The sequence below is a fragment of the Drouetiella sp. genome, assembly GCF_059504425.1.
Genome location: NZ_JCACIN010000046.1, coordinates 140,014 through 154,744, shown reverse-complemented (window position 1 = coordinate 154,744; position 14,731 = coordinate 140,014). Strand labels below are relative to the sequence as shown.

Here is a 14,731-nt window from a genome sequence, read left to right as displayed (position 1 = left end):
CATGATGAATTTCATATCGGGGAGTTGGCGCCTGCAGGGCGCGAACTCCCCAACAAAGCCCGAAAAAATGAGAATTGCTGCGTTTTTAAGTGCTATTCAACCCCTAACGAGCGGCGATCGTTGGAGCGGTTGCCAAAATTTGTGCCCCTGTCTGCATTCGCTCAATATCCGCAGCCGTCCATTGCCGAGGAGACTGGCAGTGATGCGCCGTCAGTAAACCCCACAATCCCTTAGCCGTCAGAATGGGCACGACCAAATTTGCCCGCACTGCTAACTGACGTAAAAACTCACGATGACAATCGGCGATCGGCTCTTGCTCAACGTCAGCAATTGCGCGTACTCGTCCTGCTAGGTAGAGCGCAGCATACTCACCGTTAAAACATTCGTCAGGTCCCGTAGACCCATAGATCGAATAGTCTGGGGAACTCAACGCCTCAAAAGTCACTTGCCCTTGCCACTGGCTGTAGAAGTAGTAAAGAACCACGCGATCGACTTGTAGAGCCTCACGTAGGTTATTGGCCGTTTGTTGCACTAGAGCATCTCGATCAAGCGTGTGATTCAAATGACTCAGCACACGCTTAAGTCGATTGTGATCAGAACCCTGGGGCAAAAAATCAAATTGAGGATTGGATTCCGTTCGCATAGCAGGCTAGATTTCCATACCACTAAAGTTCTAAAACCCCTAATGGGTTTTGTATCTCCATCCTCAAAATAACATTCTCAGCTCGAAGGCTGAGACACTCCAGCCTTTCCTAAAGAGGTATTTCTTTAAAACAGACCTGAGTAGATAGCAGTCCCAAAGGCGTTTGGGATCGGTATATTCGATGCCAATCTGAACATTCCAAGGCTAAATTCAGGTACACATTTGTTTTGAAATTGATCTGAGAAACCTCTAGGCGTTTATGTTTATAGACATGCTTCAGAAAAACTCTGAGATCTCAAATTAAAAAAACTTTCAGCCGTGTCGTCAAACAAGTCTCAATCAGGTTTTGCATCTACTGCTTTCAGAACAGGGGTGATTTCGCTCAGTCTAGCTGCCCTAGCGACTGTGGCTGCCCTAACCGCTATAGCTCTAGCGACCCCTCTGGCGATCGCCCAACAGGTTCTACCCGTTAGAGTCGATCGTTGCCTAGAGCTACAGCAAATTACGGGAACCGTCACCTATCGCCGTGGGCAAACTTCCGCAGCCGCTCAAATTCACACTTGCCTTGAAGAGGTCGGTGATACGCTCATCACGGGTCAAAATTCCAGCGCCAAGCTTGGCATAGATACTGGAATTGGCACCATCAGCGTTTCAGAAAACACAACCTTGCAAGTTCAGAAATTAGATACTGCTTCCGATGGGGGTAAAATCACCCTGCTGAAGGTAACGGGCGGGCAGGTACAGCTTCGTGTTCGAGCGTTCACACACCGTGAATCTATCCTAGAAATTCAGACTCCGGCGGGTGTGAGCGGGGTTAGAGGTACTGAGTTTGGAGTGAGCGTTCAACCCAGCGGTGCGACGGGCGTAGCCACCCTTGAGGGCAGCGTTGCTGCTTCCGCGCAAGGGCAAACCGTTGATGTAGATGCTGGCTTACAGAGCAGGATTATTCCGGGAGAGCCACCCTTGCCGCCCAGCCCTCTGAAGGATGACCCTTCGCTAGATATTAGATATTTGGCGATCGTCAGACCAAGTGCAGTAGGTCAGAGAACCGTGAGAATCGTAGGTCAGATCGATCCCGTCAACTTGCTCGTGATTGCCGATCAGACTCAAAACGTTGAGCGGAGTGGCGAATTTGATCTGCAAATTCCTTTGCCCACCAATCGGCAGATCTCGGCAGTTGTGATTACGCCATTGGGAACCCGACAAGCCTATGAGCTGGTTGTTCCCTAGCTGGTTATTCTTCTAAATACTGATAAATACTGAAGTCAGGAGTATTGCAGATGTTTGGTAACACTCAAAAAAGCACTCAAATTATTTTGGGGGCGATCGCTATAGCCGCAGTCGTGATCGCCTGGAGTAGCCTACCGTCAGCCCTAGCTCAAACTAGCGCATCCGCTGAATGCGCTTTCCACAATGCGGCTCCGCAGAGTAGCGTTGAGCCGCAGGGTAGCGTTGAGCCGCAGACCGTAATTATCCTAGGGAAAATTCCAGATGCTCCCTACGTAGTTGCCGTACTCAAGCAAGATGATGTAACTTTAGATACTGTACGCGAATGTGTGCCAGATGCGTTTGAGGCGCGATCGCGAGCGGGTGCTTATATCCGTGCTGGGGCTTTTCCACAGCGATCGGCTGCCGAGAGGTTATCTCGCTACTTGCGTACTCTGAATCTAGATGCACGAGTGATGTATCTTCCATAAGCTATCAGTCGTGTCTCAGAAAACAGACCATGAGATGGCAGCACTATCTACATCAGTTTTGGCAGAATGCAGAACCTCTTCTACCTGGTAGTTTTGCCTCACTCGTCATTATAGGCTTACTCAAATTGGGCACATGGCAACCTCTGGAGCTTCTGAGCTACAGCACTTTGTTTCGCTTGAGAGGTGCAATACCCTGGGACGATCGCGTGGTGGTGGTTGCCATTGACGAGCCGAGCCTTAAGACATTGGGGCGCTTTCCCTGGTCTCGGCAGCGGTATACTGAGCTATTGAAGGTCTTGACTCAGGCTGAGGCGAGTACCGTTGTTTTAGATATTTTGCTGTCAGAGCCTAGCCCAGATGATCCGGCTCTAGCTGCCGCCATGGTTCAACAGGGTCGAGTCGTATTGGCGCAAGCCTGGGACTCAATGGGATCTCCCCTCTTGTCTAACTCTGTTTTACGAGAGGCAGCCGCAAACCATGGACATATCTACCAGCAATACGATCGCGATGGTCTGACTCGTCGAATCGAGCCGCAGATGCAAGATATCCCGGCATTGGGGCTGGCGACAACTCAAGTCTATAGCTTGGTACGAGAAGCAGTTCCCGAACCTGACCGGAGGCAACCTTTGTGGATCAATTGGCCGGGTTCTGCTTCGACAGCGCCCACCTATTCTTTTGCTGACGTGCTTCAGCAAAAGGTCGCTGTTGAGAAGCTCCGAGACAAAATTGTGGTGGTGGGTATTACAGCGATCGGATTTGATCCGCTACAAACTCCGTTCGATCAAAGCCCGCCGACTACAAACGTGTATCTTCATGCTGCTCTGATCAACAATTTGCTAAGGCAAAACTTTCTTCAAATCTTGCCCGAAAGCTGGCTGTTGTCAGGCTTAGCGCTATTGGGTTCTCTCTTTAGCCTAGCGCTGTTTCGCTGGCAACTAGAACGACAGTTGGTCGCTTTAGCTGGGCTTTGTGCCGGATGGAGCGTCGCTAGTTTACTCCTGTTTCACTGGGGCTACTGGATACCTGTGGCTTCACCGATCGCCCTCCTAGTTTCCACTACGGCAACAGTGGCTCTACATAAGCACTTCAAGGCAGGGTTCCGGCTGCAACAAGAGATCGATCGCCTTTGGCAAGCCTACCGTGACGATTTGGTGGTGCAAGGTGTGCAGAACAAAGCAATGCCCAATAGAGCCGTACAAAATGCCTTAATTGAAGTGCTGCCTCTGCCCCAGATGGCAAAATTGGCGGCGTTAGCAGAGCAGTTAGGTCGCTCTCAATCTGCCCAGGCAGCCGTAGCCCGCAGTCTGTCGATCGGTCTGGTGGCGGCTGATATAGAAGGATTAATTTGGTTTTGTAATTTCACGGCAACCGCTCATTTACAGGTGCAGGTGGGCGATCGCCTTCACCAGCTTATTCCCAAGTGGCTGAGCCAAACGCAGTTGCAGCAGGCGCAGTGGCCGCTGCCTTCGGTCGCCTTGAACAGTGAGAGCCTAGAAGGTGAGAGCCTAAGCGAGAACAGCCCTGCGTCTTGGGAAATTCAGCAGGGCGATCGCTGGTTTGAGCTAAAGTTTGAACCTTTGTCATATCGTGCGCATTTAGCTAACCCCCCAGATCCGACTGGGCAGCTAGACGGCTTGCTGCTCGTCCTGGAAGACATTAGCGATCGCAAGCAGGTCGAGCAAAATTTGCAGCAGCAAATGCAGGAGTTGCAACAGCTCAGCCAGCTCAAAGACGATTTCCTGAGCACTGTCTCTCATGAGCTACGAACTCCCGTGACCAACATGCGCATGGCGATTCGGATGTTGCAACTCTCAGCTTCAGAAGATCGGCGCACCCGGTATCTTCAGATTTTGGAAGATGAATGTACGCGTGAAATTGATCTCATCAATGACTTGCTAGATTTGCAGCGTTTGGAGGCAGGAGCAAAAATCCCTGCTCTAGAGGTGATCCATCTGCAAGAGTGGCTGCCCCAATTTATGGAGTCTTTTCAGGAGCGTGCCAAATCCCGCCAACAAACGCTCCAGCTTCAGATGGCACCCAACCTTTCCCCCTTGTTCTCGGATAGCAATAGCTTAGAGAGAATTTTGGCGGAGATGATCAACAACGCCTGCAAATACACGCCCCCAGAAGGGGAAATTGAGATCTGCGTTGAGGCGGTACATTCAGTTCCTGCCTACATCATGTTTCAAATCAGCAACTCAGGGTCTGAAATTCCTGGGGCAGAGCTAGATAGAATCTTCGACAAGTTCTATCGCATTTCGAGCGGCGATCGCTGGAATCAGGGCGGTACTGGATTAGGGCTAGCGCTGGTCAAAAAACTGGTGGAGTACCTGGGCGGCACCATTGCAGCCACTAGCCAGCTTGGACAAACTATTTTTACCATCAAAGTTCCCATCGACCCAGCGCCAACAGACCCGGCGCCAGCAGACCCGGCGCCAACAGGCAATATTTCAGTAGGCTAACAGGAGTATGACCTGAGAGCGCCTGATATGGCATTACGTAATTGAGTTAGGACGAGTTATTTTTTGAGAGCTGCGCTCCGCGCAGCTCTCAAAAAATAACTCGTTGGATCATAAGCGCGTAGCGCTATAGAATTGCTGTTGTCGTGTCAAAGAAAGCTATGACCTCTCTAATTCCCGTCGTCGTCAATGGTGCCACTGGCAAAATGGGTCGTGAGATCATCAAAGCCGTTGTGGCAGCGGAGGATATGAGGTTGGTAGGGGCGATCGCCCGTAATCGCGATCTTCAAGGCGAAGACATTGGCGAGGTGATTGGTTGTGGGGCGTTAGAGGTGCCGATTATTGCCGACCTTCAGGCGACGCTGGCAATGACGGGACAGGAGCGGGAACCTGCCGTCATGGTGGATGTCACCCATCCAGACGCGGTGTACGACAACGTGCGAGCCGCGATCGCTTATGGCGTGCGTCCGGTAGTCGGCACAACGGGTTTGACTCTAGAACAGATTCAGGACTTAGCTGAATTTGCCGATAAAGCCAGCATCGGCGGCGCAATTATTCCCAATTTTTCGATCGGCATGGTGCTACTGCAACAGGCGGCCGTACGCGCCTCACAATATTTTGATCACGTTGAGATTATTGAGCTGCACCACAACCAAAAAGCCGATGCCCCCAGCGGTACCGCAATTCAAACGGCGCAGTTGCTAGAAGAATTTGGCAAACTCTACAATCTGCCCAGCGTTACAGAAACCGAGAAACTGCCCGGAGCCAGAGGCAGCCAAACTCAGGACGGGATTCGCATCCACAGCATTCGCCTTCCCGGACTGATTGCTCACCAGGAGGTGCTGTTTGGCGCACCCGGACAGATTTATACCCTGCGGCACGACACCAGCGATCGCATCTGCTATATGCCCGGAGTGCTGCTGTCTATCCGTAAAGTTGCGCCCTTAAAATCTCTGGTCTATGGACTAGAAAAACTGCTGTAACTCTAACGGCAGCTAAAAATTTAACGACAGATTAGCACCGCATTCACCGGAGCGAAGCCTTCAGGATCTTCATAGCCCATGAGTTCCGTGTAATACCGGGAGTCTTCTAACATCAGGGCACGAACGCGATCGATCTTCATGCCGTAGAAGGTGAGCGTTCGGCTAGAGGCGATCGTTGTGGGCACCTGCCCCTCTCCAACAGGAGAAGGAAATTGCTCAAATACCACTGTGGTGTCTCCCTGATCTTCGGCGATCGTCACATAGGCTCTCATGCCCAGAGGATTGGGCACTCCTGAGTTGACATCATAGCTACAGGTGCGGCTGGGTGCTGCCGAGGTGACTTGGCTCATCAGCAATAGCGCCACAACCGAAAGCGCGGCAAGGCTCAAAAATTTCATTCGCATCGGGCACTCCTCATTCCTTGGACGACAGGCGCGTTCATTTAAGCTACAGCTTCAAAGCTTGCCGTTCCGTTTGCGCTTTAAAAAACATTGCAGTCTATCAACTTTCTAGACCACCTGCGGAACCAAATAGGTTCTCTCCAGTCACTAGCTTTAACTGGCACATAACTAGCTCGCACACGTAAGGTAATACAGCCAACAGGCAAGCAATTGACATCGCAAGCGATCGAATTAAGATAGCCGATCGGCTCCAATTTGCTGCGCTTATTTTTTAACTGCTTAGGCGATCAGGAGAATTTATGGCTCACGCTTCCAACCCAGGTTTCGCATCCAGTCCGCTCGATACCAAAGCCCGCTTACAGATTCAGGGCGATCGCAAAAATTCCTTCAGTGCACATTCTGAAAAATCTTTAAAGTCTCAATCTCGTCGGGCAAGTTCCTCTAAAAAGAATGGCTTTCAGTTTTTGAAAGCGCCCTATCTGCAAATTCAGGCCTCTGGAACTCAAACCCTGGGCGGCAACACGATCGGCAATGCCCAAAACCTAGGAAATCTCAGCGGTCAGTCGGCATATAGCCGCAATGATTCTGTCGGCAGAAACAATGCCAGCGATTTCTTTAAGTTCTCGCTCTCCAAGACTTCTAACTTCAAACTGGATCTGAGTAAGCAGTCCGGCAATGCCGACCTGTGGCTACTGAAAACAAACGGCAGTACCTTGAAAAAATCCACTCGTAGCGGTACGAGAAATGAATCGATCCAGGGAAACCTGAAGGCAGGCACTTACTACGTTCAGGTAACTACAGACGACGCTAGCGCTAACTACAGCCTAAACCTCAAGGGTTCCGGAAAATCGAACGACGCAGGGAACGCACAAACTAAAGCGCTAGATGCCGGAAATATTAGCCGCACCCAGCGTCGCTACCGGGGACAGGTGGGAGGCAGTGACACGGCTGATTACTATCGGGTAGATGTATCTGAAGGCGGCAGTGTAAAATTGGCGGCTAGCGGTATCAGCGGCGATGTCGATTTGCAGCTTCTCAATGGCAATGGCGCGGCGATCGCCAAGTCCACCAACGAGGGCAAGGCAAACGAATCAATTAATCAGACCGTGGCGGCAGGCACATACTTTGTGCAGGTTGCGCCGTTCTCTAGCGCCAAGTCAAACTACACGTTAGATATTTCCTCCAACTTCACAGGACAACCTAGTAATCCCGTTCCTGCGGTTGGCTCATCGTCAAGTCCCTCGCCCATCCCCTCGCCTAGCCCTGCGCCTACTACAAACCTAACGGGCGATCCGGGTAATACTCTAAGCAGCGCTGAGGTCAAGTCTTCCGCCGCCTTCTCCCGCACCCAGCAGGTCAACAATGATGATCAGGATTTCTACCGCTTCAACATAGGTCAGTCGGGCGTATTTACCGCCAATCTCACCGGACTTTCTGGCGATGCTGACGTGAAGCTGATTCAAGACAAAAACAACAACGGCTCTGTCGATCAGGGTGAAGTGCTGGGCTGGCAGTGGGAATGGGGCGCAGGCAATGAGAACATCCGCCGATTCCTCTCTGCCGGAAACTACTTCGTTGAGGTGATGGGCTATGGCACCGAGATGAAGGACTACACGCTGAACACAACTTTTAATGCTCAGAGCAGTGACGATCGCAAGTTTTCCATCAATCTCAACTACAAAGATGGGCTAAATGGCATTAGCTCTACGGTACGCAACGCTCTCGTCGATGCCGCCAAAATCTGGGAGAACGTCATTCCTTCCAGCAGCTTCAACGGCGCACACACGCTCAACATTGATGTGGTGGGTATCAACAGTTCTCAGGATTGGCTAGCTGCTGCTACGAATACAGGAGGTCAGAACGCCGCTAACGGCAAATGGCTGCCGACAACCGGAACAATTCGACTCAACACCAGCTATGCCAGCACCTACAACAACAATCCTGACTATCTTAAAGGCATTGTTGCCCATGAATTAGCCCACGTGCTGGGTATCGGCACCATCTGGGAGAAAAACGGCAACAGCTTGATTAATCGCTCTACCAATACCTACAAAGCAGACAGCTATGCGGGTCGTGCCTATGGTCAGGTAACAGGCACTCTGCAACCTACCGCAGTTCCGGTTGAGTCAGGTTCCTACGGTCATTGGGATGAAAACACATTCCAAAACGAGCTGTTGACCCCCTATGCCGAGAGCATTGGTGTCAAAATGCCGCTGAGCGAAGTGACGATCGCTTCCCTCAGAGACTTGGGCTGGAACGTTAACTATGGCGCGGCAGAGGACTTCTCACTGAGCCAATCCATTAACCGCCCGGACGGTCTAATGCCTGATGCAGTGGGCACTACGGCTTCAGCTACAGTCATTGCGATCGATAGCTACGCACCCAGCTTTCAATCCCTCAAAGATTCTGCTGTAGTCAGCACGACGGGAGCCGAACTGAATGCCACCCGTTGCCCCTGTGGAAGCTGCGCAACTACGCGAACCGCCATGGGAATGAACTCGATCGGCTCGACTAGCTTCTCGGATGCGATCGCTTCTAGTGGCTCAGGTAATGACATAACAGCCTCCAAATGGTCAGTGATCTAGAGCCTCTCATCGCATCTTAGTTAAATCTGGGTAGATTCTGTGGGGTAGATCATTTCTGCCCCACTTTTCTGTGATGATGCACTTTTGTGATGATGTACAGCAATTGCTGTCATTTCTTGCATCTCCATAGCTTCGCGAGCTTGCACCCAAAAGTTCGAGGCGTTATCTACTTGAGTGGATAACGCCTCTGTTGATTCACTCTAAGCAAAGAATGCTGCATAGCCTATTTTGTAAAACTTCTGACACATTGTTAGGCATCAGGATTCGTTGATCATTGAAGGCTAAGCACCTGCCGAAACAGTGAGTCTGTTCTTCTAGCGGCTTCTTGTACGGTCAAGCGAGTCAGGTAGTCTTGCTTAGCCTGTTCTCCCATACGACGCACTTGATCCGGATGAGACAGCAAAAATTCCACCGACTTTACCCATTCAGAGGGATCAGATATGAGTATGCCATTGTCTCTATTTCTGAAAAATAAAGGATACTCTGCACAATTAGATGCAACTACAACAGTGTAGGCATTCAGATAAGCTAATACCTTGCCAAAAGATTTTCCAGCACTGAAAGGAGATTTGTTGATGAGTAGTGGAGCAAGCCCAATGGATACTTTTTCCAACGTCTTTAACAGTTTTCCGTATCCCATGAAAGGGAACACTTTGCAAGGGATGCCGCGATCGATAATCGGCTGCACAAAATCTTGACCTTTAGATCGATCTTGAACTCCAATTAGCCAGAATTGGCTGCGAAGATGGTTAGAGAGACCCAGCATGATCTCCTGAACCAGTGAAGCTTCCTCGTGCATCGTATGCGGATTAGCACAAGCCCAGCAAACTACAGGAGGATTCGCCTTCACTGGAGGGCTGGAATGCTGTAGCGGTTTAGAGCTAGTCCAGATTACTTCAACTTGCCGACAATGCTGCCTCAAGAAATTTGCAACATAGTGACTGCCAGCAATAGCAGCTCGGCTTCCCGTAGCACAGTTGATAACTGTTTGCTTTACTTCGTCCCTAGGATCTAGAAAATCAGCATCATCAAGGTCATACACACAAAGCTGATCAGGATAAAGCTGAGGATTGTTTAGCTTAGGACGAGCAGATTGCAAAACTATAATTTGAGGCTGCTCGTCCTGAATAATGCGCTGTCGCTGAGATAGATTAAGTTGAGGGGGAATCGCGATCGCTCGCCAACCCAGAGGCTTTAGAGCTTCAGCGATACCATAGCCACGCAAACCAGATGACTGCCCGTTCTTAGGGCCATCAACACAGAAAATGACTCTTAAATCACTTGTATTCTGCAGGCGTTGAAGATTGACTGTGAACTCACAGGCTTGACGTCTAGCCCAAGATTTGTACTCTGCCAGAGGATTCATAACCTATATAACCTCAGTTCAAAAGCTTTTCTAAAACTCTTAATTTGCCTAGTCACAGCGCATGCGTGACCTAGATGAATTGCTCCGGAATTCGGAATGTCATAAGTAATTACACCTCATAAGTAATTACACCTCTTCCTACTTACACCTTCAACGGCTTCTACAAAAACCGAATATTCTGATGCCAGAGATCGTAGATGAATTAACTAAGCCAGGTAAGCACCTGACTCTGCGGGAAAAACTCTCGAAAGTTTAACTGGGCGAAGTAGTAGTAGAAAGGTTCTCCTGTCTGAAAGCAAAAATGCTTTTGACTCATTAGGAAAATTGAAATTAGGACTTCGCAGAAGGGTAGAAGTCACGCAGGATTCTCATAGACAACCCTAGATTTTTGTCGATCGAATCTTGCAAGAGTTAGGGATATGCATCATCTTATCCGATGATTTGACTTGGACTATATGAGGCTCATGAACAATATATTTAGCTGACATAAATTAATAATTCACTAGAGAATAAAATAACTATTGAAAATGCTAGTCGGTCTTCCTATTACAAACATCTTAATATTTAATCTGGATAATCTTATCCAGATATAGCAATCCCAAATGGGTTGTGAGAGGTGAGGCGAGCATAGCCCATTTGGGATTGCTATGCAAATGCGACGATCGCAAGGAATGAGATAGGGTAATAGGTGCGGAGCGATCGAGATTTGCAGGAACTCTAATCTATGGCACGAGGCGACCAAATCTATGTGATGCGCCCCCTGGCGGGTATGGATAGCGTCTACGAACATCACGGCATTGACTGTGGCGATGGCACCGTCATTCATTACTATAAAGGAAGTGGCGAACCGATTATCAGCCGCACCACAATGGAAACCTTTGCGATGGGCAGTCCGGTTTACCCGTACAAGACCTCGGTTTCCTTTATTCCAGATCTGGTGATGGAACGTGCCGAAAGTCGCCTGGGCGAACGGCAATACAATCTAGTGACCAACAATTGTGAGCACTTTGCCAACTGGTGCAAAACGGGTCGAAACGTCAGCCAGCAGCTCCTAAACTATGGGCTGGATGCGAGACAGCTAAACGGCAACGCTGGGTTAATTAACATCGCGGCTCAGGAAGGCGACCCGATTCAGGCGATCGAGCTGATGCGGCAGGCTTCGGGAAATGTGGCGATCGCCCAATCTCGGCTCCAGCAGCAATATAGCCAAGCCCAAGATGATATGCTGACCTGGGATCGGGTGGCGCGTCTGGCGCTTCAAAAAAACCGTGAAGACCTAGCGCGCGCGGCTCTGACGCGCAAGGTTGAGTTTAAGCGCAAGGCGGAAAAGCTGCAAAAACAGCTCATGGAGCTAGCCGAAACTGAGGTAAGCCTGAACCGGAATCGCGCCTTGATCAATCAGCGGCTTACCTACTCCTAAGGCTGTCAGGGTCGTGTCTCAAATGTGTTGTTGATTTTTTGAAAGGAGCGCTCCTTTCAAAAATCAATAGTATGTTCAGACCATTACCGAACTTGAGGCTGAACCGATTTTCTCCAAGATGTTTCAGAATGGTACTGGCAGATTCAAAAAACTGAGCTGATAGAGAAGCCAAAAAACAGGAGAACAAGACTATGAAAATGCTGCATACTATGCTGCGGGTCGGCGATCTGGACAAATCGATCGCCTTCTACTGTGATTTGCTGGGCATGAAGCTCTTGCGTCGCAAAGATTATCCGGGTGGCGAATTTACGCTGGCATTTGTGGGCTATGGCGATGAGTCAGACCATACTGTCTTAGAACTTACCCATAACTGGGGCACAGCCGCCTATGAGTTGGGCAACGCCTACGGACACATCGCCCTAGGCGTAGACGATATCTACAGCACCTGCGAAATGATTAAGAGCCGAGGCGGCAAAGTCAGCCGTGAGCCAGGACCGATGAAGCATGGCTCGACCGTGATTGCCTTTGTGGAAGATCCAGATGGCTATAAGGTTGAGCTAATTCAGCTTAGCTCCCATAGCTCGACCTCAGAAGGCTTAACCTCAGAAGGCTCGACTTCAATAGAGGAGAAATCGGCGCAGACCGTTTAGAAGATGCTTCAAAAGTATCAAAAGTTCTGCGTTTGCCCCCAACCCCCCAATTCTGGAAGATTTCAGACCTCATCTGTATTCACAGTCCCTCAGAATTGGGGGATATAGGGGTCGGGTCGCTATCAGACTTTTCAAATATCTAGAGTCATTGACACCATGGGCTATTTACACCATGGATTATTGACGCGATGTGCAACTTGGTCTGAAAGTCTTGTAGGATGGGCATCTTGCTTGTCCGAATCTGGGCAAGCAAGATGCCTGCCCCGCGTAGATCAAAAGCTTTAGAAAAAGAGTCTTACATCGCGTTTATTCACAAGTGGTTATTCACAGGGAAACTTTATTGAATGGAAACTACAGTTAAAAAGTCAGACTTTGTCCTTGCTCCCTACATGAAGAGCAACGACTTGCGGGCGACTTATCAGATCCTCAATACGGTTGTTCCTTACGTGCTTTTGTGGTTTTTGGTCGGGAAGGCTGCCGCGATCTCCTATTGGCTGCTGCTGCCCATTATGGGGTTGATGACGCTGTTCTCACTGCGGCTGTTTTCCTTAATGCATGATTGTGGACACTATTCCCTCTTTCGTTCAAAAAGGGTGAATCGATCGATCGGTTTTATCCTGGGAGTAATCAACGCTATACCTCAGTATCCCTGGTCACGCGGACATGCCTTTCACCACAAAACGAATGGCGATTGGGAGCGGTATCGCGGGCCTTCTGCCTTAATTTCAACAGGCGATTTTGCCAAGTTAACTCCATCGGCTCAAAAGCGCTATGAGCTCCTGCGGCACCCGCTGATGATGTTTCCGGGAGGATTTTTCTATCTTGCTATCAAGCCTAGACTGGCTCTGATCAAAGGCACCTGCGATTTTGTCGGTCATCTGCTGACCTGTCTGAAACAGCCCGATATGAGTTGGGCAAAAATTATCTCCTCCCACAAGTCTAAAAACTGGTACACGGCAGGTGAGTTCTGGGATCTGCTGTTTAACAATATCTGCGTGGTTGGCAGCTGGATTGTTCTCGGTCACATCCTTGGGTTTGGGTTGTTCTTCAGCGTTTACTCGATTACGTTGACCTGCTCGGCAGCGATCTTTATCTGCGTCTTTTTCGTGCAGCACAACTTTGATGGCTCCTACGCCCACAAGACAGAAGGCTGGGACTATCTGCTGGGGGCGATCGCAGGCAGTAGCTACCTAGAGTTGCCGACTATTTTTAAGTGGTTTTCCGCAGACATTGGCTATCACAATATTCACCATCTTTCTGAGAGAATTCCAAACTATAACCTCGAAGCTTGTCACAATAGAAACAGTCATTTGTTGGCTGATGTCAAGAAACTGCGAATGGCTGATATCCCGGATTGCTTTGAGTTTCTGCTGTGGGATTCTGCTTCAAATCGGTTGGTGTCGATCGCATCATTTCGTCAGGCGATTCAACCCGATCGGCTGGAGACAGCAAACGTAATGGTCAAAAATGCTGAGGCTTAAGTCAGGATGAATTTTTTTGTGGTTGCACTTGGCGCTTTCCTTGCCCTGCTGGTCTTGGGCATTGCGCTCTATCTGCTAACGGCTCGCCGCTACCAATCTGCGGATTCTGTGGCTCACTCCTATGACGAATGGACGGAAGACGGCATTTTGGAGTTCTACTGGGGCGAACATATTCACCTGGGTCACTACGGTTCGCCGCCTCGACGGAAGGATTTTCTGATAGCCAAATCCGACTTTGTGCATGAGATGGTGCGCTGGGGAGGATTAGACAAACTGCCTCCAGGTACGACCGTTCTAGATGTGGGCTGTGGCATTGGCGGTAGCAGCCGAATTTTGGCGCAGGATTACGGGTTTGCAGTCACGGGTATCACCATCAGCCCGCAGCAGGTGGAACGCGCACGGCAGCTCACGCCCAAGGGTTTGAACGCTCAGTTCCAGGTCGATGATGCCATGGCGCTCTCGTTTCCGGATGCGAGTTTTGATGTGGTTTGGTCGATTGAGGCAGGACCTCATATGCCCGACAAGGCGGTGTTTGCCAGGGAGCTAATGCGCGTCCTTAAGCCTGGAGGCATATTGGTGGTTGCCGATTGGAATCAGCGGGACGATCGCCGGAAACCGCTCAATTTTTGGGAAAAGCCCGTGATGCAGCAGTTGCTCGATCAGTGGTCGCATCCGGCATTTGCCAGTATCGAAGGATTTGCTGAGCTTTTGGAGGCAACAGGATTTGTCCAGAGTGACGTGATCACGGCGGATTGGACAAAACAAACTCTCCCTTCGTGGCTCGACTCCATCTGGCAAGGGGTGATTCGTCCTGAAGGCTTGGTGCGGTTTGGTTTATCGGGTTTTGTCAAATCTTTGCGGGAAGTGCCAACTCTTTTGTTAATGCGATTGGCATTTGGCACAGGGCTTTGCCGATTTGGGATGTTTCGTGCGGTGCGAAACTCGATGGCAACAGAAAATCTGGCGATCGTTACAGACCGATCGCGTAAACTGTCATAGAGTGAAGGAGATCGCTGTCCCAGCAAAGTGTCAATCTGGATCTCGTG

At 49.9% G+C, this 14,731-nt stretch carries 12 protein-coding genes; 9 read left to right on the top strand and 3 right to left on the bottom strand.

Features of this window, described 5'->3' with window-relative positions:
- Positions 1–103: 103 nt before the first annotated feature.
- The gene (locus AC5JMP_RS11405) at positions 104–643 is read right to left on the bottom strand and encodes a GAF domain-containing protein (protein ID WP_495851584.1); all 540 of its coding nucleotides are present in this window, start codon (positions 641–643) and stop codon (positions 104–106) included.
- Between the two features lie 372 nt (positions 644–1,015).
- Here AC5JMP_RS11405 and AC5JMP_RS11400 point away from each other — a divergent pair, with 372 nt between their 5' ends.
- From AC5JMP_RS11400 to dapB, 4 genes are all read left to right on the top strand, one after another.
- On the top strand, positions 1,016–1,873 hold the full coding sequence (locus AC5JMP_RS11400) for a FecR family protein (protein ID WP_495851583.1): 858 nt from the start codon (positions 1,016–1,018) through the stop codon (positions 1,871–1,873).
- Between the two features lie 50 nt (positions 1,874–1,923).
- Positions 1,924–2,340: a hypothetical protein gene (locus tag AC5JMP_RS11395; RefSeq protein ID WP_495851582.1), complete on the top strand. Its 417-nt coding sequence runs from the start codon at positions 1,924–1,926 to the stop codon at positions 2,338–2,340.
- 29 nt (positions 2,341–2,369) lie between these two features.
- The gene (locus AC5JMP_RS11390; protein WP_495851581.1) at positions 2,370–4,802 is read left to right on the top strand and encodes a CHASE2 domain-containing protein; all 2,433 of its coding nucleotides are present in this window, start codon (positions 2,370–2,372) and stop codon (positions 4,800–4,802) included.
- Between the two features lie 158 nt (positions 4,803–4,960).
- Positions 4,961–5,782, top strand: coding sequence for a 4-hydroxy-tetrahydrodipicolinate reductase (gene dapB / locus AC5JMP_RS11385; protein ID WP_495851580.1), 822 nt, complete (start codon positions 4,961–4,963; stop codon positions 5,780–5,782).
- A 20-nt stretch (positions 5,783–5,802) separates the two neighbouring features.
- Here dapB and AC5JMP_RS11380 read toward each other — a convergent pair whose 3' ends face one another.
- Complete coding sequence (locus AC5JMP_RS11380) at positions 5,803–6,186, bottom strand: hypothetical protein (RefSeq protein ID WP_495851579.1); 384 nt, start codon at positions 6,184–6,186, stop codon at positions 5,803–5,805.
- A gap of 296 nt (positions 6,187–6,482) precedes the next feature.
- On the opposite strand from AC5JMP_RS11380, the gene AC5JMP_RS11375 reads away from it, so the two are divergent.
- Positions 6,483–8,768: a pre-peptidase C-terminal domain-containing protein gene (locus AC5JMP_RS11375; protein WP_495851578.1), complete on the top strand. Its 2,286-nt coding sequence runs from the start codon at positions 6,483–6,485 to the stop codon at positions 8,766–8,768.
- A 271-nt stretch (positions 8,769–9,039) separates the two neighbouring features.
- Here AC5JMP_RS11375 and AC5JMP_RS11370 read toward each other — a convergent pair whose 3' ends face one another.
- Positions 9,040–9,993, bottom strand: a complete 954-nt coding sequence (locus AC5JMP_RS11370) for a glycosyltransferase (RefSeq protein WP_495851577.1) — start codon at positions 9,991–9,993, stop codon at positions 9,040–9,042.
- 865 nt (positions 9,994–10,858) lie between these two features.
- On the opposite strand from AC5JMP_RS11370, the gene AC5JMP_RS11365 reads away from it, so the two are divergent.
- The 4 genes from AC5JMP_RS11365 to AC5JMP_RS11350 all read left to right on the top strand — a co-directional run bounded on the left by AC5JMP_RS11365 (position 10,859) and on the right by AC5JMP_RS11350 (position 14,684).
- Positions 10,859–11,554, top strand: a complete 696-nt coding sequence (locus tag AC5JMP_RS11365) for a lecithin retinol acyltransferase family protein (protein ID WP_495851576.1) — start codon at positions 10,859–10,861, stop codon at positions 11,552–11,554.
- A 191-nt stretch (positions 11,555–11,745) separates the two neighbouring features.
- Positions 11,746–12,204, top strand: a complete 459-nt coding sequence (gene gloA / locus AC5JMP_RS11360; RefSeq protein ID WP_495851575.1) for a lactoylglutathione lyase — start codon at positions 11,746–11,748, stop codon at positions 12,202–12,204.
- Between the two features lie 344 nt (positions 12,205–12,548).
- Positions 12,549–13,685, top strand: a complete 1,137-nt coding sequence (locus AC5JMP_RS11355) for a fatty acid desaturase (protein WP_495851574.1) — start codon at positions 12,549–12,551, stop codon at positions 13,683–13,685.
- Between the two features lie 18 nt (positions 13,686–13,703).
- Positions 13,704–14,684, top strand: a complete 981-nt coding sequence (locus AC5JMP_RS11350) for a methyltransferase domain-containing protein (RefSeq protein WP_495851573.1) — start codon at positions 13,704–13,706, stop codon at positions 14,682–14,684.
- Positions 14,685–14,731: the final 47 nt, after the last annotated feature.

Coding starts and splice junctions, on each gene's coding strand:
- AC5JMP_RS11405 (WP_495851584.1), bottom strand. CDS start 643: ATGCGAACGGAATCCAATCCTCAATTTGATTTTTTGCCCCAGGGTTCT.
- AC5JMP_RS11395 (WP_495851582.1), top strand. CDS start 1,924: ATGTTTGGTAACACTCAAAAAAGCACTCAAATTATTTTGGGGGCGATC.
- AC5JMP_RS11390 (WP_495851581.1), top strand. CDS start 2,370: ATGAGATGGCAGCACTATCTACATCAGTTTTGGCAGAATGCAGAACCT.
- dapB (WP_495851580.1), top strand. CDS start 4,961: ATGACCTCTCTAATTCCCGTCGTCGTCAATGGTGCCACTGGCAAAATG.
- AC5JMP_RS11380 (WP_495851579.1), bottom strand. CDS start 6,186: ATGCGAATGAAATTTTTGAGCCTTGCCGCGCTTTCGGTTGTGGCGCTA.
- AC5JMP_RS11375 (WP_495851578.1), top strand. CDS start 6,483: ATGGCTCACGCTTCCAACCCAGGTTTCGCATCCAGTCCGCTCGATACC.
- AC5JMP_RS11365 (WP_495851576.1), top strand. CDS start 10,859: ATGGCACGAGGCGACCAAATCTATGTGATGCGCCCCCTGGCGGGTATG.
- gloA (WP_495851575.1), top strand. CDS start 11,746: ATGAAAATGCTGCATACTATGCTGCGGGTCGGCGATCTGGACAAATCG.
- AC5JMP_RS11355 (WP_495851574.1), top strand. CDS start 12,549: ATGGAAACTACAGTTAAAAAGTCAGACTTTGTCCTTGCTCCCTACATG.